This is a genomic window from Streptacidiphilus alkalitolerans (assembly GCF_042511045.1).
GTDB lineage: Bacteria > Actinomycetota > Actinomycetes > Streptomycetales > Streptomycetaceae > Streptacidiphilus > Streptacidiphilus alkalitolerans.
The window spans coordinates 69,106-91,487 of record NZ_JBHEZX010000018.1 but is presented as its reverse complement, the minus strand read 5'-3'; the positions used below and the strand labels follow the sequence as shown (position 1 = coordinate 91,487).

15 protein-coding genes and 1 riboswitch are annotated in these 22,382 nt (G+C 74.6%); of the genes, 3 read left to right on the top strand and 12 right to left on the bottom strand.

The genetic code is table 11. The features are described from left to right. The first annotated feature begins 35 nt into the window (after window positions 1-35). The gene (locus ACEZDG_RS31015) at window positions 36-1,025 is read left to right on the top strand and encodes an SCO1860 family LAETG-anchored protein (protein WP_380516013.1); all 990 of its coding nucleotides are present in this window, start codon (window positions 36-38) and stop codon (window positions 1,023-1,025) included. A 4-nt stretch (window positions 1,026-1,029) separates the two neighbouring features. Here the strand turns inward: ACEZDG_RS31015 and ACEZDG_RS31010 are convergent, their stop codons facing one another. The 8 genes from ACEZDG_RS31010 to cobI all read right to left on the bottom strand — a co-directional run bounded on the left by ACEZDG_RS31010 (window position 1,030) and on the right by cobI (window position 10,693). Then, on the bottom strand, window positions 1,030-3,519 hold the full coding sequence (locus ACEZDG_RS31010; RefSeq protein ID WP_380516010.1) for a polysaccharide lyase 8 family protein: 2,490 nt from the start codon (window positions 3,517-3,519) through the stop codon (window positions 1,030-1,032). A gap of 107 nt (window positions 3,520-3,626) precedes the next feature. Further along, window positions 3,627-4,664, bottom strand: coding sequence for an Rv2231c family pyridoxal phosphate-dependent protein CobC (gene cobC / locus ACEZDG_RS31005; RefSeq protein ID WP_380516007.1), 1,038 nt, complete (start codon window positions 4,662-4,664; stop codon window positions 3,627-3,629). Next, window positions 4,654-5,541 carry a sirohydrochlorin chelatase gene (locus ACEZDG_RS31000; RefSeq protein WP_380516004.1) on the bottom strand — a complete coding sequence of 296 codons (888 nt, stop codon included), beginning with the start codon at window positions 5,539-5,541 and terminating at the stop codon, window positions 4,654-4,656. The genes cobC and ACEZDG_RS31000 overlap by 11 nt, the downstream gene beginning before the upstream one ends. Continuing rightward, window positions 5,538-6,137, bottom strand: coding sequence for a precorrin-8X methylmutase (locus ACEZDG_RS30995; RefSeq protein ID WP_380516001.1), 600 nt, complete (start codon window positions 6,135-6,137; stop codon window positions 5,538-5,540). The genes ACEZDG_RS31000 and ACEZDG_RS30995 overlap by 4 nt, the downstream gene beginning before the upstream one ends. Continuing rightward, window positions 6,134-7,870 carry a precorrin-3B C(17)-methyltransferase gene (gene cobJ / locus ACEZDG_RS30990; protein ID WP_380515998.1) on the bottom strand — a complete coding sequence of 579 codons (1,737 nt, stop codon included), beginning with the start codon at window positions 7,868-7,870 and terminating at the stop codon, window positions 6,134-6,136. The genes ACEZDG_RS30995 and cobJ overlap by 4 nt, the downstream gene beginning before the upstream one ends. Then, window positions 7,867-9,144 carry a precorrin-6y C5,15-methyltransferase (decarboxylating) subunit CbiE gene (gene cbiE / locus ACEZDG_RS30985; protein ID WP_380515995.1) on the bottom strand — a complete coding sequence of 426 codons (1,278 nt, stop codon included), beginning with the start codon at window positions 9,142-9,144 and terminating at the stop codon, window positions 7,867-7,869. Before cbiE ends, cobJ begins: the two co-directional genes overlap by 4 nt. Next, entirely contained in the window at window positions 9,141-9,950 is an 810-nt protein-coding gene (gene cobM / locus ACEZDG_RS30980) for a precorrin-4 C(11)-methyltransferase (protein WP_380515993.1), read from the bottom strand. Before cobM ends, cbiE begins: the two co-directional genes overlap by 4 nt. Further along, window positions 9,947-10,693 carry a precorrin-2 C(20)-methyltransferase gene (gene cobI / locus ACEZDG_RS30975; RefSeq protein WP_380515990.1) on the bottom strand — a complete coding sequence of 249 codons (747 nt, stop codon included), beginning with the start codon at window positions 10,691-10,693 and terminating at the stop codon, window positions 9,947-9,949. Before cobI ends, cobM begins: the two co-directional genes overlap by 4 nt. 74 nt (window positions 10,694-10,767) lie before the next feature. Beyond that, window positions 10,768-10,913: riboswitch (cobalamin riboswitch) on the bottom strand. A 57-nt stretch (window positions 10,914-10,970) separates the two neighbouring features. On the opposite strand from cobI, the gene ACEZDG_RS30970 reads away from it, so the two are divergent. Beyond that, complete coding sequence (locus tag ACEZDG_RS30970; RefSeq protein WP_380515987.1) at window positions 10,971-13,436, top strand: ATP-binding protein; 2,466 nt, start codon at window positions 10,971-10,973, stop codon at window positions 13,434-13,436. Window positions 13,437-13,693: 257 nt separating this feature from the next. Further along, window positions 13,694-14,740 (top strand): hypothetical protein, encoded by a 1,047-nt coding sequence (locus ACEZDG_RS30965; RefSeq protein WP_380515985.1) that lies wholly within the window; start codon window positions 13,694-13,696, stop codon window positions 14,738-14,740. Here the strand turns inward: ACEZDG_RS30965 and ACEZDG_RS30960 are convergent. From ACEZDG_RS30960 to cobN, 4 genes are read right to left on the bottom strand one after another with little or no spacing between them, the layout of a single operon-like run. Then, on the bottom strand, window positions 14,730-16,097 hold the full coding sequence (locus ACEZDG_RS30960) for a cobyrinate a,c-diamide synthase (RefSeq protein WP_380515982.1): 1,368 nt from the start codon (window positions 16,095-16,097) through the stop codon (window positions 14,730-14,732). The genes ACEZDG_RS30965 and ACEZDG_RS30960 overlap by 11 nt on opposite strands. 10 nt (window positions 16,098-16,107) lie before the next feature. Next, window positions 16,108-16,704 carry a cob(I)yrinic acid a,c-diamide adenosyltransferase gene (gene cobO, locus ACEZDG_RS30955; protein WP_380515980.1) on the bottom strand — a complete coding sequence of 199 codons (597 nt, stop codon included), beginning with the start codon at window positions 16,702-16,704 and terminating at the stop codon, window positions 16,108-16,110. 2 nt (window positions 16,705-16,706) lie between these two features. Further along, entirely contained in the window at window positions 16,707-18,710 is a 2,004-nt protein-coding gene (locus ACEZDG_RS30950; protein ID WP_380515977.1) for a putative cobaltochelatase, read from the bottom strand. Next, window positions 18,707-22,381, bottom strand: a complete 3,675-nt coding sequence (gene cobN / locus ACEZDG_RS30945; protein WP_380515975.1) for a cobaltochelatase subunit CobN — start codon at window positions 22,379-22,381, stop codon at window positions 18,707-18,709. Before cobN ends, ACEZDG_RS30950 begins: the two co-directional genes overlap by 4 nt. Between the last annotated feature and the right edge of the window lies 1 nt (window position 22,382).

The window sequence follows — 22,382 nt, the reverse complement described above, 5'->3', positions numbered from 1 at the left end:
TGTCTACGCGTCCAGCCTTTCGTGGGGGTTCCACCATGCTCGTTTTCCGTCGTTCAGCCGCTGCCCTGGGCGCCCTCGCCGCCGTGTCCCTGGTCGCCGCGGCCGGCCAATCCGCTGTGGCCGACGCCCCGCCGGCCGGCACCGCCTCGGCGGTCACGGCGCGGGTCGGCCTGGACGTCACGCTGCTCAACAGCCTGGACGTCCCGGTCGACCTCAGCCTCAACTCCGTGCACGCGCCGCAGAGCGCCGACGGCAGTGTGCTCACGGCCACCGTGCAGGGGGCCGCGGGCGGCCCGCAGACCCTGGTCGACGCCAAGGCCGGGCACAGTTCCGCCGTGGTCGACAAGAAGGGCGCGCGTGCCTCGGTCGACCTGGTCACCGCGGACGTCAGGGTGCCCGGGCTGCTGCTGCGCAATGTGCTCAGCGTGGACGCGGTGAAGGCCGAGGCCGACTGCCCGGTGCACGGCAAGCCCAGCGCCGAGGTGAATGTGCTGGGGGACGTCAGCGTCCTGGGCACCAAGGTGTCGCTGACCGCGTTCGGCCCGACCCATGTGGCGGTGCCCGGGATCGGCACGGTCGATGTGGAGTTCTCCAAGAAGTCGGTCACCTCCCGCACGGCGGCGGCCACCGCGCTGGAGGTCGCCGTCACGGTGAACCCCGGCAAGCTGAACGTGGTCAAGGTCACCGGCAAGGTGGAACTGGCCTCGGTGAGCTGCGCGCTGGGCAGCGGGCACCGCGGCGGCACCCCGCCGACGTCCAGGCCCACCGGGGTCGCCACGACCACGACCACGGCCGCCGCGCCGACCGGAGCGAGCACGTCGCACTCCAGCGCCCCGGCCGTTCCGGTCGCGGTGACGACCACTCAGCCCGGTCAGCCGGCGATGTCCACCCCGGCCCCGGCCAAGGTGGACCTGGCCGAGACCGGGGGCGGCAGCGGCACCCCGGTGCTCACCGGGGCGGCGCTGGTGCTGCTCGGCGCGGGCACCGGGGCGGTGGTGCTGACCCGTCGCCGGCGCCGCTCCTAGCGGCTCAGCGCGAGAGCCGGACGGTGCGGGTGGTGCCGGGGAGGCCCTGGGTGAGGTCCACGGTGATCACCGTGGCGCCTCCGCCGGGGACGACCTTGACGCCGGGGTCGTCGCTGAACCCGCGCCGGTAGTGGGTCCGGCTGCTCACCGTGACGGTCAGTGAGGTCTGGGTGCAGGTGGGGTCGCTGACCGCCAGGGTCAGCCGTTCGCCCTGTTCGGTGACCAGCACCGAGGCAGGCCCGCTGACGGCCAGGCCCGAGATCTGCAGCCCGCTGACCGAGCGTTCCTCGGTGCCTCCGGAGGGGAGGGCACCGGCGGCGAAGAAGTTGGCGGCGGTGAGCCGGGCGTCGGCGGCGTGCACCGCCTGCAGGGCCGTGGTGTTGGCCAGGACGGTGACGTCCGGGTGCGCGGCCCGGTGGGCGGTGTCACGGGCGTTGGCCCCCGGCAGCAGCAGGTAGACGTAGCTGCCGTCGCTGGGGTCGACCCCGTGGTCCAGCCACAGCGTGGCGAAGGTCCTGGTGTAGGGGACGGTGGTGCCGCCGGTGCTCGGGCCGTTGTCGACGTCCGCCCAGGCGCCGGTGCGCTGTTCGCGCAGCGCCCGCAGGGTGGCCGTCCCGGCGGCGCCCGCGGGGAGGATGTAGCCGCCGACCCCCTCCAGGTGCGCCCAGCCCTTGGCCGGGAAGCTGCCGCTCCAGCCGGGGGCGGACGGCTGGGTCCTGCCGTTGACGGTCAGCCGGTTGCTGCCGTCGGCATGCAGGTTGCGGTTCTCGACGGTGGTCTCGACGGTGTGGCCGCTGCTGCCGGTGATCCCGGCGCCCAGCGCCACCACGCAGTCGTCCAGGCAGAACCAGGACTTCCTGGCCCGCAGCGGCGATCCGTAGGGGACCAGGTCGAGGCCGACCGCGCCCCAGGTCCCGTCCAGTACCGCGCCGCCGGACCAGGTGGTCGGCGGCAGCGTGGCATTGCCCGCGGTGATCGCCGAGGGGACGGTGTCGGCGGTGACCCCGGGCAGCCGGGTGCTGTCGACGGTGGGCCAGTAGACGTCGGTGTAGTGGCTGTTGTCGCGGTTGTAGAGGTAGGTGGCGCCGTCGCCGGTGTGCCAGCCGCGCAGGTTCTCGCCGTTGAGCGACTCGAAGCGGGCGATCCGGCTGCTGGACAGGGACACCGCCCAGCCCCAGCCCTTGCGGCGGTGCACCGCGCGCTCGATCGAGGGCTGCTGGACGTGGTCCGGGCCCTGGGTGGCGGCATGCACCTTGGGGTCGTCCAGGACCGACTTCACCAGGACCATCCGGGCCGGTGTCGCGCTGGCCTTGATCCCGGCCGAGGTCTCGCGCTCGATCCAGCCCTTGACCAGGGCCTTCCACCGCTTCTGCTGGACCCGGGAGCCGACCGGGATCAGCCGCAGGATCGCCTCGGTGATGGCGTGTCCGGCGTCGTGGTCGGTCTCCAGCTGCCGGCCCAGGAAGCGGCCTCTGACCACGTCCATCACCAGTCCGTCGTACATGAACGGCGCGTAGGTGAGGTCCACCGAGTCCAGGATGACCGCGAAGTTGGGGTCGCTGACCGGCCAGCTGGAGCCGTTCAGCAGCAGCGAGAGCTGGCTGAGGTCGTTCAGCAGGACGTAGGAGTAGTGGCCGTTGTAGGGGATGTTGCCGTGCTGGATGTAGCCGCCGTCCCGGTAGTAGCCGTCCGAGGTGGTGACGTAGGGGAAGATGTCGGACAGCTTGTCGCGGCCCAGTGCGATCAGGTCGCCGTCCTTGGCCAGGATGCCGCGCAGGATGGTGATCTGGCACATGTCGGAGCGGTTGGCCCCGGTGGTGAGCACGGTGCCCTGCTGCTGGTGGGTGGGGTCGGGCACGAAGTGCGCCACGGTGGCCAGGTAGGAGGCGAGGTCGGCCGGGGCGACCTGGTCGCCGAGGATGGCCAGCGCGTTGACCAGGGCCTGCGGGGCCCCGATCTCCCAGTGGTACCAGTTGCCGACCTCGGGCGAGGCGGGGTGGTAGTAGGTCGCGCCGATCAGCTGCAGTCCGGCCAGGATCTGCGCCAGCAGGGTCGCACTCCGGTAGTAGGCCGAGCCGGGGGTGGCCCAGGCGATGGAGCTGTCCCTGAGCCGGTAGTAGGTGCCGCTGCCGTTCTCGACGTGGGTGAACGGCAGGTCGGTGTAGACGGCCGGCGGGTTGGCCGAGGTGTCGTAGAGCGCGATGGCCGCGGCGGCGATGGCGTCGATGGTGGCGATCGCCGACTGGTAGTCAGGATCCGTGGGATCCACGGCGCTGCCGCCGGTGAGGATGTCCGACCAGACTCCGCGCAGCTGGTCGAAGGCGTCCGGAGCGGTGGCCGCGGGGGTGGCCGGGGTTGTGGCGGTGGGTGCGGTGGCGGCTTCGGCGGAGCCGGCTCCGCCGATCCCGATCAGTGCGGCTCCGGTCACCGCCGCGCCCGCGCCGAGGAAGTGGCGTCGGCGCAGGGGAGCGGCGAGGGGCGTGCTGTCGTCCATGGCGTTGCGTCCTCGTTGACGTCGGATTGGGGTCTAGACATGACACGTCTAGACCCTGACCCGAGTCAAGAGGATGGACAAAGTTCAAGGATGTGAACGATGGTGCGTCAGAGCAGTAAGGCGGTCAGGGCCTCGCAGAAGGCGTCGAGGGTGGCTCGGCCGCGGACCGCTATCCGCAGCCAGTCGGGGCCCAGGCCTGGGAAGGTGTCGCCCCGGCGGACCGCGAAGCCGGTGTGCCGGAGCCGCTCCCTGACCCCGGTCGCGTCCGGCATGCGGATGAGTACGAACGATGCCGCGGGCTGACCGTAGGTCAGGATGCTGGGCAGCTCGCCCAGTCGGGACAGCAGGTACGCGCGGTCCTCGGCGGTGGCCCGGGCCGCCGCCTCCGCCTCGGCCAGCGCGGCCGGGGAACTGCAGGCCTCGGCCGCGACCAGGGCCGGGGTGGACACCGGCCACAGCGGCTGCGCGGTCGAGAGCGCGGCGATCAGCCGCGGCGGCGCCAGCACATAGCCGATCCGCAGCCCGGCCAGGCCCCAGGTCTTGGTCAGGCTGCGCAGCACCACCAGGCCCGGCAGGTCGCCGCGTCCGGCCAGGCTCTCCGCCTCGCCGGGGACGGTGTCCGCGAAGGCCTCGTCCACCACCAGCACCCGGCCCGGACGGGCCAGCGCGGCCAGGTCGGCGGCCGGGTGCAGCACCGAGGTCGGGTTGGTCGGGTTGCCGATCACCACCAGGTCCGCGTCCGCCGGGACGGCGGCCGGGTCCAGCCGGAAGCCGTCCTCGGGGCGCAGGATCAGCCGCTCCACCGTGTGCCCGGCGTCCCGCAGCGCCGCCTCCGGCTCGGTGAACTGCGGGTGCACCACCACCGCGCGGCGCGGCCTGAGGATCCGTGCGAGCAGCACGAACGCCTCGGCCGCGCCCGCGGTGAGCAGCACCTCCTCGACCGGGCGGCGGTGCCGCCGGGCGACGGCCGCGTGGGCGGCGCGTCCGTCCGGGTAGGCGGCCAGGCCGGTGAGGGCGGTCGCCAGCAGCGAGCGCAGCCACGGTGGGGGCGTGCCCGCCCGTACGTTGACGGCCAGGTCGGTCAGCCCGCCGCCGACCTCGGTGTCCCCGTGGTGGCGCAGGTCGTGCCGGCCGTCAGTGGACATGCGAGTGCGGGCCGTGACTGTGTGCTGGATCGTCAGGGTGGTGATGGGGGCGCTGTTCCGCGCCGACGCGGTCCTCGAAGCCAGGCATGGCGACACGATAGACGCAGGTGTCACAGTTCATCCGCAGATCACCCGCGAGAGCTTCCCGGTAGCGGGTCAGCACCAGCTCCGCGAGCTCGTCGGTGGCGCCCATCACGGCGGCCTGGCGCAGGTCCACATCCGGGTGTCCGGCGGACCAGTCGGCGGCCTGCCGCTCCACCCGCTCCGGCAGGATCCCGGTGAACAGGAAGTAGGGCAGCACCACGATCCGCCGCGCGCCCAGCAGCCGGCAGCGCTCCAGGCCGGCCGGGACGTCGGGCGCGGCCAGCGAGACGAACGCGGTCTCCACTCCGGCCAGCCCGCGTCCCTCCCAGAGCAGCCGGGCGACCTTGACCACCTCGGCGTTGGCGTCCGGGTCGGTGGAGCCCCGGCCGACCAGCAGCACCGTGGTCTCCGCCCGCAGTTCGCGCGGCAGTACCTCGTCCAGGCGGCGTTCCAGGATGGTCAGCAGCGCGGGGTGCGGGCCGAGCGGACGCCCGTAGGAGAACGAGGTGCCGGGGTGCCGCTCGCGCTCGCGGACCAGCGCGGCCGGGATGTCGCCCTTGGCGTGTCCGGCCGAGACCAGCACCAGCGGGACGGCGGCGAAGCGGCGCGCCCCCGCCGCGACCAGCTCGGCCACGGCGTCGGCGAGCGGCGGCGGCGAGAGCTCGATGAAGCCGCCGCCGACCGGGGTGTCCGGCAGCCGGTCGCGCAGGCCCGCGACGAAGGAGCGGAACGCCTCCGCGCCGGCCTCGTCGCGGGTGCCGTGGCCGACGATGAGCAGGGCAGGGGGCTTCACAGCGAGGACTCCTCGTAGAGGTCGGGGTAGAGCAGGGCGTTGGCGGCTGCGGCGGCGACCGCCGAACCGCCCTTCTCGGAGATGTTGCTGACCGCGGGCAGCCCCGAGGCACGCAGCGCGGCCTTGGACTCGGCCGCGCCGACGAACCCCACCGGCAGGCCGATCACCAGCACCGGACGGGCGTCCAGCAGCAGCAGTTCCTCCAGCGCGGTGGGGGCGCAGCCGATCACCCAGACCGCGCCGGGGCCGACCTCGTCCAGCGCCATCCGGACGGCGGCGGCGGAGCGGGTCAGCCCGGTCGCCGGGTCGCCCTTGGCCTCGCGGACCCGGCACAGCGCCCGCCGCGCGGTGATCCCGGCGGCGACCATCTCCACGTCGGCGACCAGCGGGGCCCCGGCCGCCAGCGCCTCGGCGGCGGCCCGCAGCACCGCCTCCTCGGCGATCACCAGGTCGTCGAGGTAGGAGAGGTCGGCGCTGGAGTGGATCACCCGCTCGGCCACGGCCCGGGTGAGCGGCGGGAGATGGCCGGTGTCCAGCCTGGCCCGCAGCCGCCGGTAGGACTCCCGCTCGATCGGGTGCACCTGACGGCGGCTCATGCCTTCTCCTCGCTGCGCTCGCCCACGGCCTGCCAGCGGTAGCCGCGCGGGGTGACCATGCGTCCGGCGATCTCCCGGGTGGCGGTGTTGCCGACCACCACCACGGTCGTCATGTCGACCGTGGTGACGTCGAGCCCGGCCAGGGTGGTGAGGGTGTGCCACTCGTCCGGGCGGGAGACCGCATGGGCCACGCCGACCGGGGTGGACGGCTCCCGGTGCTCCGCCAGCAGGCCCAGCGCCTTGGGCAGCTGCCAGCCCCGGCCGCGGCTGCGCGGGTTGTAGAAGGTGACCACGAGGTCGGCCTCGGCGGCGGCCCGCACCCGGCGTTCGATCACCTCCCAGGGGGTGTGCAGGTCGGACAGGCTGATCGAGACGTGGTCGTGGCCCAGCGGCGCGCCCAGCAGCGAGGAGGCCGCGAGCGCGGCGGTGACGCCGGGGACGCCGACCACGTCGATCTCCGGGCCCGCCCCGGCCAGCGCCGGCGAGGCCATGGCGTAGACGCCGGCGTCGCCGCTGCCGATGAGCGCCACGGCGTGCCCCTGCTCGGCGAGGTGCACGGCGCTCAGGGCGCGGGCCTCCTCCGCGCCGAGGCCGGTCTGCTCGATCCGGGTGCCGGGGCGGAGCAGGTCGCGGATCTGGTCGACGTACTGGTCCAGGCCGACGACCACCGAGGCCCGGCGCAGTTCCTCCCGCGCCCGCGGGGTGAGCAGGTCGCGCGCCCCCGGGCCGAGGCCGACCAGGGCCAGCCGCCCGCGCGGCGGTCTGCGGACGATCGCCACCGTGGCCATCGCGGCCCGGCCCTCGGGCGCCGACTTGCGCTTGGGCACCAGCAGTTCACCGCCGCCGGCCAGCGCCGCCGCCTCGGCCACACTGGGCGTGCCGACGGCGGCCAGCGGGGCCTCGGAGGGGTTGGGCACGGCGACCGCCGCCAGGCGCTCGGCCGGGTAGGCCACCAGCTCGACGCCCAGCGCCCTGGCGGCCTCCAGCAGGCCCGGCTCCTCGGCCTTGGCGTCCACGGTGGCCAGGCAGTTGACGGAGTGCCGGCTCAGTCCGGCCCCGGCCAGGGCCGCCTCGACCAGGCCGAGCACCTCCTCGGCCGGGGCCCCGCGGCTCGCCCCGACCCCGACCACCAGGCTGCGCGGACGCAGGACCACCGCGGCGCCGGAGCCGGGCGCCGCGGCCGGTGCGTCGAGGCGGTCGCTGATCACGATCGCGGGCGCCCCGGCGGGCGCGTCGGCCCGGACGTTGGCGGGCAGCGCGGGCAGTGGATGCACCGCGTCCGCCGCCAGCCGCACCGGCTCGCCGTCCAGCAGCGCCCGGCTGACCGCGGCGACCTCGCCCTCGGTGTGCCAGCCCAGGGTGTCCAGGCCCGGCACGCCCGTCGCGTCCGTCGCCGTGGTCACCACTGGGACAGCGCCAAGCGCCGCGCCGACCGTCGCGGCCAGCGCGTTGGCGCCGCCGCCGTGGCCGCCGAGCAGGGCGACCGCGAAGCGCCGTCCCTCGTCCACGCAGACCACGCCCGGGTCGTCGCGCTTGTCCTCCAGCAGCGGCGCGACCAGCCGCACCACGGCGCCGGCGGCCAGGAAGCAGACCAGCTGCGCGCACTCCTCCCAGGCCCGCTCCAGCGAGGCGGAGACCGAGCCCTCCTCGTAGAGGACGCAGTCCCCGAGGGACTCGGCCAGGTCGACGGCGGCCCGGCGGCCTGCGGCGGTGGCGGCGATCAGGCCGATCACGTGTGTGCTCCTGACGTTGGGTCAACTCCGGTGGCCAGACTGATTCTGGTGCCCCAGAGCACAAAAACGGGATTGACGGCGGCAAGGCGGACCACCTCGCCGGGCAGCGGCGCCAGCCGCGACGCCTGGAGCTGCACACCCTCCGCGGTGAAGCCGGCGGCCCGCAGCGCGGCCCGCACCCCGGCCACCCGGTCCAGGGCGACCAGGGTCACCACCACGGTCCGCCGGGCCCGCGCGGCGCAGGCGGTGACGATGGCGGGCAGATCGGCCCCGCCGCCGCCGACGAACACCGCGTCCGGCTCCGGCAGGGAGTCCAGCGCCTGCGGGGCGCTGCCGTGGACCACCGCGACGTCCACCCCGTGCGCGGCGGCGTTGGCGCGGACCCGTTCGACGCCGTCCTCGGCCCGCTCCACGGCGACCACCGCGGCGCCGAGCCGGGCGCACTCCACCGCGACCGAGCCGCTGCCGGCGCCGACGTCCCAGACCAGTTCGCCGGGGCGGGGCCCCAGCCGGGCCAGCGCCAGCGCGCGGACCTCGGCCTTGGTGACCAGCGAGTCGCGGTGCTCGAAGGCGTCCTCGGGCAGGCCCCAGCCGCCCTCGGCGGGCCGTTCCGGCCCGGCCAGCGCCCGCATCGCGCCGACTCCCGCGCCGGGTCCGAGGCAGAGCACCACATGCACCCCCGGCCAGTCCTGGCCGACCGCCTGAGCGGGCGTCAGCTCCCGCACCGACTCCCCGGGACCGCCCAGGTCGGTGGCGACCACCAGCCGCCGTTCCACCCCGGGCACGGCCAGCAGCGCCGCGCCGATCTCGGCCGGGCCCGCGCCCGGCGCGGTCAGCACCGCGACCTTGCGCTGGGCCCGGCAGACATTGAACGCGGTACGGGGGTCCCGGCCGTGGGCGCTGACCACCACGGCGTCGTCCCAGGGCAGTCCGACCCTGGCGAAGGCCTCGGCGACGCTGCCGGCCCCGGGCCGCACGGCCAGCGCCTCCGGGCCGAAGCGCTCGGCCAGGGCGCGGACGATGCCGAAGAAGCCGGGGTCGCCCGAGGCCAGCACCAGTACCGGTCCCGCCGCCGCGGCCACCCGGTCCAGCGCGGGCGCCAGCGGTCCCAGCACCACCGCGCGCGCGGCCGTGGCCGGCACTCCCGCCGCGTCCAGGTGCCGCCGGGCGCCCAGCACCAGCGCGGCGCCGTCGACCAGCGCCCGGTGCTCCGGCGCGAGCGCCGCGCCGAGCACGGTGATCCTCGGGGCGGAGGGCGCTGCGGCGGAGGTCACTGCGTACCGCGCAGGGCCCGCCGCGCGGCCGGGTCGGCCCGGCGGAAGCCGTGGAAGTGGCCGGGGTGGTAGAGGTGCGAGCGGGTGCCGGTCGCGGCGAGGGCCGGGCCGACCAGGAACAGGGTGTGCTTCCACAGCCGGTGCTCCTTGACCGTGGCCTCCAGCGTCTCCAGCGTCCCCTCCAGCACCAGTTCGTCCGGCCAGGTGGCCTGGTAGGCGATGATCACCGGGGTCTCCGGCGGGTAGCCGCCCGCGGTCAGCTCCTCGACCAGCTGCTTGGACCGGGCCGCGGAGAGGAAGATCGCCATGGTGGTGCCGTGCCGGGCGAAGTCGCGCACCTCCTCGCCGGGCGGCATCGGCGTCTTGCCGCCGCCGAGCCGGGTCAGGATGACGCTCTGGGCGACCTCGGGAATGGTCAGCTCCCGCTGCGCGATGGCGGCGACCGCCGCGAACGAGGACACCCCGGGCACGATCTCGGTCCGCAGGCCCAGCTCGCGGCAGCGGTCCAGCTGCTCCTGCACCGCGCCCCAGAGCGAGGGGTCGCCGGAGTGGATCCTGGCCACCTTCCGGCCCTCGGCCGCGGCCCGCCGGTAGACCGCGAGCACGTCCTCCATCGCGATCAGCGAGGAGTCCAGGATCTCGGCATCCGCCCGGGCGTGCTCAAGCACCTCGGCCTGGACCAGGCTGGCCGCCCAGATCACCGTGTCGGCCTCGGCTATCGCCCGCGCCGCACGGAACGTCAGCAGGTCGGCGGCGCCCGGCCCGGCGCCGACAAAAGTCACTCTGCCGACAGGTCGATCGCTCACAGCTTGCCTCCACGGCGGGTACGGGTCGCGGGTGCGATCAGGGTCGACAGGTAGGGCAGCGGGCCGTCCAGCGGGTGCCCGGCCGGGCGGATCCGCTCGTCCGGCAGGCCCAGCGAGGAGCCCCAGACGGCGGTCCCGTCCCGGCCGGTCTCCCGCAGCGCGGCGGTGACCTGCGCCGCCAGCCGTCCGAACTTGTAGGCGACCACAGTGCCCGGGCCGGCCAGGGCGTCCCGCAGCACCTGGGACCCGGCGGTGACCGGGACCAGGGTGAGCGGCTCGGTGCCCTCGGCGAGCACGGTGCCGCTGCGCGCGGCCAGGTCCTGCATCGCGGTGATGCCGGGCACGGTCTCCACCACCAGCTCCGGCAGCAGCGGTCGCAGGGTCTGCGCGAGATAGGTGAAGGTGGAGTAGACATTGGGGTCGCCGATGGTGGCGAAGGCGACGCTTCCGTGCTCGCGCAGCAGTTCGGCGACCCGGGCCCCGGCGGCGTCCCAGGCGGCCTCGCGCCTGGCCCGGTCCTCGCGCTCGTTGAGCGCGAAGACGATCCGCTCGACCTTCGCCCCTGGCTCGGTGTGCTGCAGCACGGTGGCCTCGGCGCGTCCGGTCTCACCGCTGTCCAGTACCGGCACCACGATCACGGCGGCCTCGCGCAGCACGCGAACGGCCTTGACGGTGACCAGCTCGGGATCTCCCGGCCCCATCCCGACACCGGTCAGCAGCGGCGCCGACGGACGCGGCGTCACCGGACGGCGCGCAGGCAGAAGGGCACGAGGGCGCGGCAGCGCATGGGTGTAGTCCTCACTCGGGGTCCGCGCCCCGTGTCGTGGTGACGGCGGCCAGAGTTCCTGGCTCGCGGACGACCGCACCCCGGTGCGGAGGGGGCGCGCCGCCCGGTGACAGTGGCGGGACCGCGCCGGATTCGCACCGGACTTCCTCATCATTGCCGCCGTATCAGGCCTCGAAATCCCACCACGCCCGCCGGTGGCCAGTCAACCGGCACCGGGCCCGGCAGCCTGTGGGATGACCCACGTCGACCGGCAGTTGTCGCTGATCACCGGCGCGGAAGCGGACCGTCCCGATACGATCGGACCGGCGGGTACCGGCGATGCATGTGAGGTGGGCATGACCTTCGGCGTCCAGGGCAAGCGGGCCGGGGACCTTCCGGCCGAAGTCACCAGCTTTGTCGGACGCGGGGTCGAACTGGCGTCCGTGGAAAGGCTGCTGAACCAGGCCCGGATGGTCACCCTGACCGGACCCGGCGGCGTCGGCAAGACCCGGATCGCCCTGCGCACGGCCGCCGCGCTGCGCGAGCCGCCGCAGCGGCGCTACCAGGACGGCGTGTTCCTGGTCGAACTCTCCGGCCTCAAGGACGCCGAACTGCTGCCCCGGGCGGTCTGCGTGGCCCTCGGCATCACCGACCAGACGGTCCGTCCGCCGCTGGACTTCCTCACCGACTACCTGGCCGACCGCTCGATCCTGCTGCTGCTGGACACCTGCGAGCACCTGGTGGACGCCTGCGCCATGCTCGCCGACCTGCTGCTGCGGGACGCGCCAGGGGTGAGCATACTGGCGACCAGCCGCCAGCCGCTGGACGTCCCCGGCGAGCACACCTTGGTGATCCCGCCGCTGCCGGTCGAGCCGGAACAGGCGGACGGCGGGGGAGCGGTGGCCCTGTTCGCCCAGCGGGCGGCGGCCGTGCTGCCGGGCTTCCGGCTCACCGAGGCCAACCGGGGCGACGTGCTGGCGCTCTGCCGCCGGCTGGACGGGATCCCGCTGGCGATCGAACTGGCCACGGTACGGCTGCGGGCGATCCCGCTGGAGCAGCTGGCGGCCCGGCTGGAGGACCGGTTCCGGCTGCTGACCGGCGGCCGGCGCACCGCGCTGCCCCGGCACCAGACGCTGCGGACCACCATCGGCTGGAGCCATGAGCTGTGCACCCCCGAGGAGCGGCTGCTCTGGGCCCGGCTCTCGGTCTTCGCCGGGAGCTTCGACCTGGCGGCCGTGGAACAGGTCTGCGCGGGCGGCGAACTGGACCCGGACGAGGTGGTCGAGCACCTGATCGGACTTGTCGACAAGTCGGTGGTGCTACGAGTCGACGAACCGTCCGAGGGCACCCGCTACCGGCTGCTGGACACCATCCGCGAGTACGGCGGCGAATGGCTGGCGCAGACCGGCGAGGAGCCCGGGGTCCGGGCCAGGCACCTGGACCACTACCGGGCCGCGGTCGGCCGCTTCCGCGCCCGCTTCCTGACGAACGACCAGGTCCCGCTGTTCCGCGGGCTGCTGCTGGAGATCGAGAACCTGCGCGCCGCCATCGACTTCTGCGTCGAGCACCACAGCCGGGATCCCGACGAGGCGCTGGCCCTCACCACCGAGCTGTGGGAGTTCTGGGTCTGCTCGGGCCTGCTCGCCGAGGGCCGCTACTGGCTCGACCGGGCCCTCGCCAGGCAGCCGGAAGCCACCGCGGCGCGCTCGCTCGCGCTCAGCTGGGCCGCCAACCTCTCCCTCTTCCGGGGCGACCACGACACCGCCCTGCACGGCCTCAACGAGGCGCTGGCCATCGCCGAGGCGCTGGACGACGACCGGCTGCGCACCCACGCGCACCACTTCCTGGCCCAGTCGGCCGGCTGGCGCGGCGACCACGACGCGGTCGACCTGCACATGCGTCAGGTCTTCAGCCACATCGCACTCGGCGGCGACCCCACCGCCGAGGCCCTGATGGTGCTGCACCTGGGCCTCAGCCGACTGCTCGCCGGGAAGTTCGCGTCCGCCATCACCGCCTTCGACCACCAGTTGGCCGCCCTCGCCGACGTCCCCGGCGAGCGCTGGCTGCGCGGCTACCTGCTGGTGGGGCGGGCCCTCAGCCTCTACAACCTCGACAGCCCCGACCACCCCGACGGCGGGGGCGACCCCGCCGACTGCGCCGCCACCGCCAGGGAGGCCCTGTCCGCCAAGGCCGAGCTGGGGGAGCCCACCGGCATCGCCTACGCCCTCGAGGTGCTCGCCTGGCTCGCGGTCCGCGCCGAGCGGCCGGACCGGGCCGCCTGGCTGCTGGGCGCGGCCGGGGTCTGCTGGAAGCGGTCGGGACAGCCGCTCAGCGGCGTCCGGGAGATGCGCGGGGTGCACGAGGCGGCCGAGCAGGCCGCCAGGGACGCGCTGGGCGAGGACCGCTTCGAGCGCCGGCACCGGCTGGGCGCCGAGGCGGACCTGGACCTGGTGGTCGGCTCCGCGCTGTCCGACACCGACCTGCTGCTCCCCGCCCCCCGCGAGGAGCCGCCGCAGACCGGCGCGGACACCCTCACCCGCCGGGAGCGGGAGGTGGCCGAGCTGGTCGCCAGGGGGCTGTCGAACCGTCAGGTGGCGGAGCTGCTGGTGATCTCCAAGCGCACCGCGGACGCCCATGTCGAGCACATCCTGGCCAAGCTCGGCGCCTCCTCGCGCACCGAGATCGCCGCGGTCGTCGCCCGCTCCCAACCCACCGCGTAGGTACGTACCTTCGCAGATCTAGGTATACCCGGATCGGCCGGTTACCGATGCCGGGCCGCCGCGGCCGGGCGACCCTGAGATCACGTCAGGTCGCACCGACGCCGTACAGCAGGGGGTCCGCAAGGGTCTCTGGTCACGGTAACGGGGGGCGGCCGGCGTCCGCCGCGGCATCCGCCGTTTCAGAAAGGGCTCCCCCGGTCCGCTGGAAAGAGGGTGCCGCGGCCGGTCACACCGACCCCGAGCGCCAGGACGCCGCCATGACCACCGAAGCAGCCGTCCCCTCCGATCCCTGCCCCACCGACGACACCCTGCTCGGCCGCGGGCGCGAACTCGCCGCGCTGACCCGTGCGCTGGCCGTCCATCGGCTGGTCGCGCTGACCGGGCCGGCCGGCGTCGGCAAGTCCCGGCTGGCCGCCGCGGCAGCCGCCGAGGCCCGGCGGCTGCGTCCGTGCCGGGTGCGTACCGTGGACCTCGGCGCGCTGCACGCCCCCGAGCTCTTCGCCGGCACCCTCGGCTACGCCCTCGGCATCCGGGCCCGCGACGACGGCTCCGAACTCGGCGCGCTGGCCCAGGGACTGGGCGCCGAGCCCACCCTGCTGGTGCTGGACGGCTGCGAGCGGCTGCTCGGCCGGGCCGCGGCCGGGATCGAGTACCTCATCGACGCCTGCCCCGACCTGGTGGTGCTCGCGGTCGGACGGGCCACCCCAGGATCCCGCTACGAGCGGGTCCAGCGGCTGGAACCGCTGGCCGAGGGCCCGGCCACCGCCCTGCTCTGCACCCGGGCCCGCCAGTTCGGCGCCCCGGCCTTCGCCCGCAGCGGTCTCGAACACCTGGACGCGCTGCCGCTCTGCCATCTGCTGGACCGCAACCCGCTGGCCATCGAGCTCGCGGCCGGACGGCTGACCCAGCTGAGCCCGCGTCAGCTGATGTCCGAGGTGTCCCGCCCGGCCGGACTGCTGGGGCTGGCGCCGGTGGCGCTGCCCCCGGACCGGGCCGCCGACTGCGGCGACCGGCTGCCCGACCGCACCCTGCGCGCGGCGGTCGAGGGCAGCCACGACCTCTGCACCCGCGCCGAACGGCTGCTCTGGGCCCGGCTCTCCGCGGTCCCGGTCGGCTTCGACCTGGCCGAGGCGGAGCAGGCCTGCACCGGCCGCGACCTCACCGGGTACGCGCTCGAGCAGGCCTGGTTCGGCCTGATCCGCAGCTCGGTGCTGGTCTCCTACGGCGCGGGGGCGCAGCGCTACCGGCTGCCGTTCCTGCTGCGCGCCTACGGCCGGGAGCGGCTGCGCCGGATCAACCGCTGAGCTGCCGCAGCAGCCGGGTGGCGATCTGCGGGCCGCCGGCCCAGTGCAGATGCAGGTACGAGGCATGCAGCCGGGGGGTGGTGAAGCCCTCGGTCCTGGGCCCGGACGGTCCGCGCCAGCCCCAGGCGGCGGCGGGACCCGCGCCGGGATCGACCACGGTCCGGTGGAACTCGTGCCCGTTCAGCCGGGTCCCGGCCACCGCGAGCGGGCTGTCGGACAGCGCCACCGCCTCGCGGTAGCCCAGGGTGAGCCGCTCGGTCATCCGCGCCTCCGCGTCCAGCACCCCGCACATCGGCGCCCCGTCCAGGGAGCGCGCCAGATACAGCAGCCCCGCGCACTCGGCCAGCAGCGGCGCCCCGGCGGCGGCGAGCGCCCGTACCGACTCCCGCAGCGCGGTGTTGGCGGACAGCTGAGCCGCGTACACCTCGGGGAAGCCGCCCCCGATGACCAGCGCGGAGCTGCCCTCGGGCAGCTTCTCGTCGCGCAGCGGGTCGAACGGCGCGACCTCGGCCCCGGCCGCGGCCAGCAGCTCGCTGTTCTCCGCGTAGGAGAACGAGAACGCGGCCCCGGCGGCCAGCGCGACCACCGGCCGGCCCGGCACCGGGCCGCCCTGCGCGGCGACCTCGGCGGCCGGATCCCAGGGCAGGTCGGCCAGCGGCGGAGCGCTCCGGGCCAGCGCCAGCAGCGCGTCCAGATCCACCCCGGCCCGGACCAGCTCGCCCATCTCCCGTACCGCGCCCACCGCTTCGGCGTCCCGCTCGACGGCGGGCACCAGACCCAGGTGCCGGCTCGGCGTCGCCACCCCCGGCTGCCGCCGGATCGCGCCGAGCACGGGTACGCCGCCGCCCTGCTCCAGCGCCTCCCGCAGCATCTCCTCGTGCCGGTCCGAGCCCACCCGGTTGAGGATCACCCCGCCGAGCCGCAGCTCCGGATCCCAGGAGGCGAAGCCGTGCACCAGCGCGGCCACCGAGCGGCTCTGCGAGGACGCGTCCACCACCAGCACCACCGGCGCCCGCAGCAGTTTGGCGACATGCGCGGTGGAGGCGAACTCCCCGCGCCCGGCGGCCCCGTCGAACAGGCCCATCACCCCCTCGACCACGGCGATGTCGGCCCCGGCCGCCCCGTGCAGCAGCAGCGGTGCCAGCCGCTCCGCCCCGCACAGGAACGGGTCCAGATTGCGGCCCGGACGCCCGGTGGCCAGCGCGTGGTAGCCGGGGTCGATGTAGTCGGGGCCGACCTTGTGCGGGGACACCGCGAGCCCGCGGGCGCTGAGGGCGGCCATCAGCCCGGTGGCCACCGTGGTCTTGCCACTGCCGGACGCGGGCGCGGCCAGCACCACCCGGGGGAGAGCCGTCATACCGCTACCACTACCACTCGATCCCGCGCTGGCCCTTGCGACCCGCGTCCATCGGGTGCTTGACCTTGGTCATCTCGGTGACCAGGTCGGCCGCGTCCAGCAGCGGCTGCGGGGCGTTGCGTCCGGTGATCACCACATGCTGGTTGCCGGGCCGGTCCTTCAGCACCGCCAGCACCTCGTCGGTGTCGATCCAGCCCCAGTGCAGCGGATAGGTGAACTCGTCCAGCACGTAGAAGCGGTAGGTCTCGGCGGCCAGGTCGCGCTTGACCTGCTCCCAGCCCTCCCGGGCCGCCTCCTCGCTGTCGGTGATGTCCCGCTGCACCCAGGACCAGCCCTCGCCCATCTTGTGCCAGGCCACCGTCCCGCCCTCGCCGGTGCCGCCGAGGACCCGCAGCGCGTGCTCCTCGCCGACCTTCCACTTGGCCGACTTGACGAACTGGAACACCCCGATCGGCCAGCCCTGGTTCCAGGCCCGCAGCGCAAGACCGAAGGCCGCCGTGGACTTGCCCTTGCCGGGTCCTGTATGCACGGCCAGCACCGGCTGGGTGCGGCGCTGACGGGTAGTCAGCCCGTCGTCGGGAACGGTGGTCGGCTGTCCCTGCGGCATGGTTACGCCGCCTCCCTCTGAATCGTGCGGATCATTCCGGTCATGCTGTCGGCGGCCAACTCGTCCAGCCGGACCGCCTCCCCGCCCAGGTGGAGCGCCAGCTCGGCGGCAAGGCCCAGCCGGACCGGGCCGCTCTCGCAGTCCACCACCACGGCCGCGGTGCCCTGCGCGGCCAGCAGCTGGGCCGCCCGGCGGGCGTCCGGCAGCGCGTTGGGCCCGCCGGTGGCCCGCCCGTCGGTGACCAGCACCAGCAGCGGACGGCGGCGCGGGTCGCGCAGCCGCTCCAGCCGCAGCGTCTCGTGCGCCCGCAGCAGCCCCGCCGCGAGCGGCGTACGGCCGCCCGTCGGCAGCTGTTCCAGCCGGGCCGCGCCGACCTCCACCGAGGAGGTCGGCGGCAGCGCCAGCACGGCCTCGGCACCCCGGAAGGTGATCATGCCGACCTTGTCCCGCCGCTGGTAGGCGTCCATCAGCAGCGACAGCACCGCGCCCTTGACCGCCGACATCCGCTGCCGCGCCGCCATCGAGCCCGAGGCGTCCACCACGAACAGCACCAGGTTGGACTCGCGCCCCTCCCGCACCTGCTCCCGGAAGTCGTCCCGGCGCAGCCGCAGCGCCCGGCTGTCGCGTCCGCGCGCGAGCTGGTGCGGGGCGGCGGCCTGGATGGTCGCCGCCAGGTGCAGCCGCTGCAGCGCCCCGGTGGGACGGGCGGCACGCACGGTGTGGCCACCGGTGTCGGTACGCGCCCGGGAGCGGCGCCCACTGGCGCCCTCACCGGTGCCGGGCACGGTCAGCAGCCTGGTCCGGTACGGGGAGGCGGCGGGGGCGGCCGGCTGCGGCGGGACGGGCGCGCTGCGGGGCTGTTCGGCCGAGGGCCCGCCGTCGCCGTCCGAGGGCGCGTCCTGCCCGCCGCCGGACGGACCGTCAGGACCGCCGCCGTCGTGGTCGGGGCCGGGGTCGTCAGGGCCGTCGGGATCGGGCTCCGGCTCGGGATCCTCCCCGGCTGACTGCTCCAGGGTCTCTTCCAGCTTCTCGTCGTCCAGCCCCGGCGCGTCGAAGGGATTGCGCCGACGCCGGTGCGGCAGCGCCAGCCGCGCCGCCGTCCTGACGTCCTCGGCCAGGACCTCGGTGCGTCCGGCCCAGGCGGCCAGGGCGACCGCGGTGCGGGCCATCACGATGTCCGCGCGCAGCCCGTCCACCTCGAACGCCGCGCAGACGGCGGTGATCTGACGCAGCGCGCCGTCGCCCAGCACCACCGAGGGCAGCAGCTCGCGCGCGGTGGTGATCCGCAGCGCGAGCTCCTTCTCCGGCTGGGTCCAGCGCTCGGCGAAGCCGTCCGGGTCGGCGTCGTAGGCGAGCCGGCGGCGGACCACCTCGGCCCGCTCGACCGGCTCACGGGTCGCGGCGACCTCCACGGTCAGCCCGAACCGGTCCAGCAGCTGCGGACGCAGCTCGCCCTCCTCCGGGTTCATCGTCCCGACCAGCAGGAACCGCGCCGCGTGCCGCACCGAGACGCCCTCGCGCTCCACGTAGGACTGCCCCATCGCGGCGGCGTCCAGCAGCAGGTCGACCAGGTGGTCGTTGAGCAGGTTGACCTCGTCGATGTAGAGCACGCCCCGGTGCGCCGCGGCGAGCAGCCCCGGCTCGTAGGCCTTGATGCCCTCGGCGAGGGCCCGCTCCAGGTCCAGCGAGCCGACGATCCGGTCCTCGGACACCCCGACCGGCAGCTCCACCAGCCGGGTCGGCCGCTCCCGCACCACCGACAGGTCGTGCGGGCCGTCCGGGCACTGCGGGTCGGGACCCGCCGGGTCGCAGGCGAACCTGCACCCCGCGACGGTGGCGATCGACGGCAGCAGCCCGGCCAGCGCCCGCACCATGGTGGACTTGGCGGTGCCTTTCTCGCCCCGCACCAGCACCCCGCCGACTTGCGGCGACACCGCGTTCAGCAGCAGCGCCAGCCGCAGGTCGTCCATGCCGACGATCGCGGTAAAGGGATAGCGGGCGCTCATGAGTTCCCCTCCAGGTCGCCTTCGAGCTCCAGGTAGGTGGCGCGGAGCTGGTCCAGGGTGTCCTGGTTCGGCTCGGCCCACAGCTGTCGGTCCGCCGCCTCCAGCAGCCGTTCGGTCACCCCGCGCAGCGCCCACGGGTTGGACTGCTTCATGAACTCCCGGTTCTCCGGGTTGAAGACGTACTCGCTGGCCAGCTTCTCGTACATCCAGTCGTCCACGACCCCGGCCGTGGCGTCGTAGCCGAAGAGGTAGTCGACGGTCGCGGCCATCTCGAAGGCGCCCTTGTAGCCGTGCCGGCGCATCGCGGCCATCCAGCGGGGGTTGACCACGCGGGCCCGGAAGACCCGGTGGGTCTCCTCGCCCAGGGTGCGGGTCTTGACCTGGTCGGGCGTGGCGCTGTCGCCGACGTACGCCTCGGGCGAGGCGCCGGTCAGATGACGGACCATCGCCACCATTCCGCCGTGGTACTGGAAGTAGTCGTCCGCGTCGACGATGTCATGCTCGCGGGTGTCGACGTTCTTCGCCGCCACTGAGATCCGCCGGAACGCCTGCTCCATGTCGCCCCGCGCCGCGCGCCCGTCCAGGCCGCGGCCGTAGGCGTAGCCGCCCCAGACCGCGTAGACCTCGGCGAGGTCCGCGTCGCTGCGCCAGTTGCGGGCGTCGATCAGCGGCAGCAGCCCCGCGCCGTAGGCGCCCGGCTTGGAGCCGAAGATTCGAGCGGTGGCCCGGCGCCGGTCGCCGTGCTCGGCGGCGTCCGCCTCCACATGGGCCCGGACGTAGTTGACGTCCTCGGGCTCGTCCAGCGCCGCCACCGCCTGCACCGCGTCGTCCAGCAGCGCCACCACATGCGGGAAGGCGTCCCGGAAGAAGCCGGAGATCCGCACCGTCACATCGACCCGGGGGCGGCCGAGTTCGGCCGCCGGGACCACCTCGAAGCCGGTCACCCGGCGCGAGGCGTCGTCCCAGACCGGGCGGCAGCCCAGCAGCGCCAGGATCTCGGCGATGTCGTCGCCCTGGGTGCGCATGCAGGAGGTGCCCCACACGGTCAGGCCGACCGAGCGCGGGTAGGCGCCGGTGTCGGCCAGGTAGCGGGCCACCAGCGAGTCGGCCAGCGCCTGCCCGACCTCCCAACTCAGCCGGGAGGGAATGGCCTTGGGGTCGACCGAGTAGAAGTTCCGCCCGGTCGGCAGCACGTTGACCAGCCCGCGGGTCGGCGACCCGGAAGGCCCGGCCGGGACGTAGCCGCCGCGCAGCGCCCGCAGGATGTGGGTCAGCTCGTCCGTGGTCCTGGCCAGCCGGGGCACCACCTCCTCGGCGGCGAACCTCAACACGGCCACCGCGTCCGGGTTCTGACGCCCCAGCACCTCGCCCACCAGCGGCTTCGCCGCCGCCGCGGCCCAGCCCGCCGCCTCCATGCCCTCGGCGAGCCGGCGGCACAGCTGCTCCAGCAGGTCCACCGCGTCGGCGGCGCTCCGGGCCGGGCCGTCCACCAGCGCGGTCAGCTCCACCGGCAGCTTCAGCGGGGCACCCGGCTCGGCCAGCAACTCCTTCTCATTCAGCCCGAATTCGGCCGCCAGCGCCGCTCGCAGGCCGGGCAGCGCATCGGCCTTCCCGCCCCAGATCTGGGCCGCCCGCAGTACCGCAAGCACCAGGTTGACCCGGGCCTGGTCCACCGGTCCGCTGCCGAGGATGTGCAGACCGTCCCGGATCTGCACGTCCTTGATCTCGCAGAGGTAGCCGTCGATGTGCATCACGAACTCGTCGAAGGCGGTCTCGTCCGGCTGGTCGTCCACATGCAGGTCGTGGTGCAGCTCGGCGGCCTTGACCAGGGTCCAGATCTGGGCGCGGACAGCCGGGGCCTTGGCCGGGTCCAGGTCCTTGACCAGCGCGTACTCGTCCAGCAGCTGTTCCAGCTTGGCCAGGTCGCCGTAGGTGTCGGCGCGGGCCATCGGCGGCACCAGGTGGTCCACGATGGTCGCGTGCCCGCGCCGCTTGGCCTGGGTGCCCTCGCCCGGGTCGTTCACGATGAACGGGTAGACCAGCGGCAGTTCGCCCAGCACCGCGTCCGGGGCGCAGCCCGCCGACAGGCCGAGGCCCTTGCCCGGCAGCCACTCCATCGTCCCGTGCTTGCCCAGGTGGACGATCGCGTCGGCGCCCCAGGACTGCTCCAGCCAGCGGTAGGCGGCCAGGTAGTGGTGCGAGGGCGGCAGGTCGGGGTCGTGGTAGATGGCGATCGGGTTCTCGCCGAAGCCGCGCGGCGGCTGGATCATCAGCATGACGTGCCCGAACTGCAGCGCCGCCAGCACGATGTCGCCGTTGTCGACATACAGACTGCCGGGCGGCTCGCCCCAGTGCTGCCGGATGCCGTCCCTCAACTCCGGTTCCAGGGTGGCGAACCACTGCTGGTAGTCGGCCAGCGGCACCCGCGCGGGGGCGGCCCGCAGCTGCTCCTCGGTGAGCCACTCGACGTCATGGCCGCCGGCGGCGATGAGTCGATGAATCAGTTCGTCCCCACCTGACGGATAGTCGGAGACGGCGTAGCCGGCCTCGCGCAGCGAGTCCAGCAGCCGGACCGCCGAGGCGGGGGTGTCCAGGCCGACCGCGTTGCCGACCCGGGAGTGCTTGGTCGGGTAGGCGGTGAAGACGACGGCGATCTTCTTCTCGGCGTTGGGCTTGTGCTTCAGCGCCGCGTGCCGCAGCGCGATCCCGGCCACCCGTCCGGCCCGCTCCGGGTCGGCGGCGTAGACCGGGATGCCGTCCGCGCCCAGTTCCTTGAAGGAGAAGGGCACGGTGATCAGCCGCCCGTCGAACTCCGGGATGGCCACCTGCATCGCCGCGTCCATCGGCGACAGCGCCGCGTCGGACGCCTCCCAGGCGGCCCTGGTCGAGGTCAGGCACAGCCCCTGCAGCACCGGGACGTCCAACTCGGCCAGCGCGCCGATGTCCCAGGCCTCCTCGGCCCCTCCCGCTGACGCCTCGGCGGCGACCGTGCCGCCGGAGGCCAGCACCGTGGCCACCACCGCGTCGCAGCGGCCCAGCAGCGCGAACAGCTCGGCGTCGGCCCCGCGCAGCGAGCCGCAGAAGACCGGCAGCGCATTGCCGCCGCGGGCCTCGACCGCCGCGCACAGGGTGTCCACGAAGGCGGTGTTCCCGGACAGCTCGTGGGCCCGGTAGAAGAGCACCCCCACGGTCGGCCGTCCGGCCTCGAACTCCCGTGCGCCGCTGATGCCGTACTGGGGCATGGGCTGCGCCGGGGCGAAGCCGGCGCCGTTCATCAGCACCGTGTCGGAGAGGAAGGCCGCCAGTTCGGCCAGGTTCGCCGAGCCGCCCTCGACCAGGTAGGTCAGCGCCTCGGCGACCACCCCGGCCGGGACCGAGGACATCCCCATCAGCTCCGCGTCCGGCACCGACTCACCGCCGAGCAGCACGGTCGGCACCCCGGAGGCGGCGATCTGCGCAAGGCCGTCCTCCCAGGCGCGCCGTCCGCCGAGCAGGCGCACGACGACCACGTCCGCGCCGTCGACAAGTCCACGAAGCTCTTCGCCGACCTCGACCCGGGTCGGATTGCCGATCCGGTAGTCCGCGCCCGAGGCGCGGGCCGCGAGCAGGTCGGTGTCGGCGGTGGACAGCAGCAGCACGGTCGCCGCCTCGGACTGTGTTGCGTCGTCCATG

Bases quoted from the DNA above. Each gene is read 5' to 3' on its own strand.
- ACEZDG_RS31015 (WP_380516013.1), top strand. From the start codon at position 36: ATGCTCGTTTTCCGTCGTTCAGCCGCTGCCCTGGGCGCCCTCGCCGCC.
- ACEZDG_RS31010 (WP_380516010.1), bottom strand. From the start codon at position 3,519: ATGGACGACAGCACGCCCCTCGCCGCTCCCCTGCGCCGACGCCACTTC.
- cobC (WP_380516007.1), bottom strand. From the start codon at position 4,664: ATGTCCACTGACGGCCGGCACGACCTGCGCCACCACGGGGACACCGAG.
- ACEZDG_RS30995 (WP_380516001.1), bottom strand. From the start codon at position 6,137: ATGAGCCGCCGTCAGGTGCACCCGATCGAGCGGGAGTCCTACCGGCGG.
- ACEZDG_RS30970 (WP_380515987.1), top strand. From the start codon at position 10,971: ATGACCCACGTCGACCGGCAGTTGTCGCTGATCACCGGCGCGGAAGCG.
- ACEZDG_RS30965 (WP_380515985.1), top strand. From the start codon at position 13,694: ATGACCACCGAAGCAGCCGTCCCCTCCGATCCCTGCCCCACCGACGAC.
- ACEZDG_RS30960 (WP_380515982.1), bottom strand. From the start codon at position 16,097: ATGACGGCTCTCCCCCGGGTGGTGCTGGCCGCGCCCGCGTCCGGCAGT.
- cobO (WP_380515980.1), bottom strand. From the start codon at position 16,704: ATGCCGCAGGGACAGCCGACCACCGTTCCCGACGACGGGCTGACTACC.
- ACEZDG_RS30950 (WP_380515977.1), bottom strand. From the start codon at position 18,710: ATGAGCGCCCGCTATCCCTTTACCGCGATCGTCGGCATGGACGACCTG.
- cobN (WP_380515975.1), bottom strand. From the start codon at position 22,381: ATGGACGACGCAACACAGTCCGAGGCGGCGACCGTGCTGCTGCTGTCC.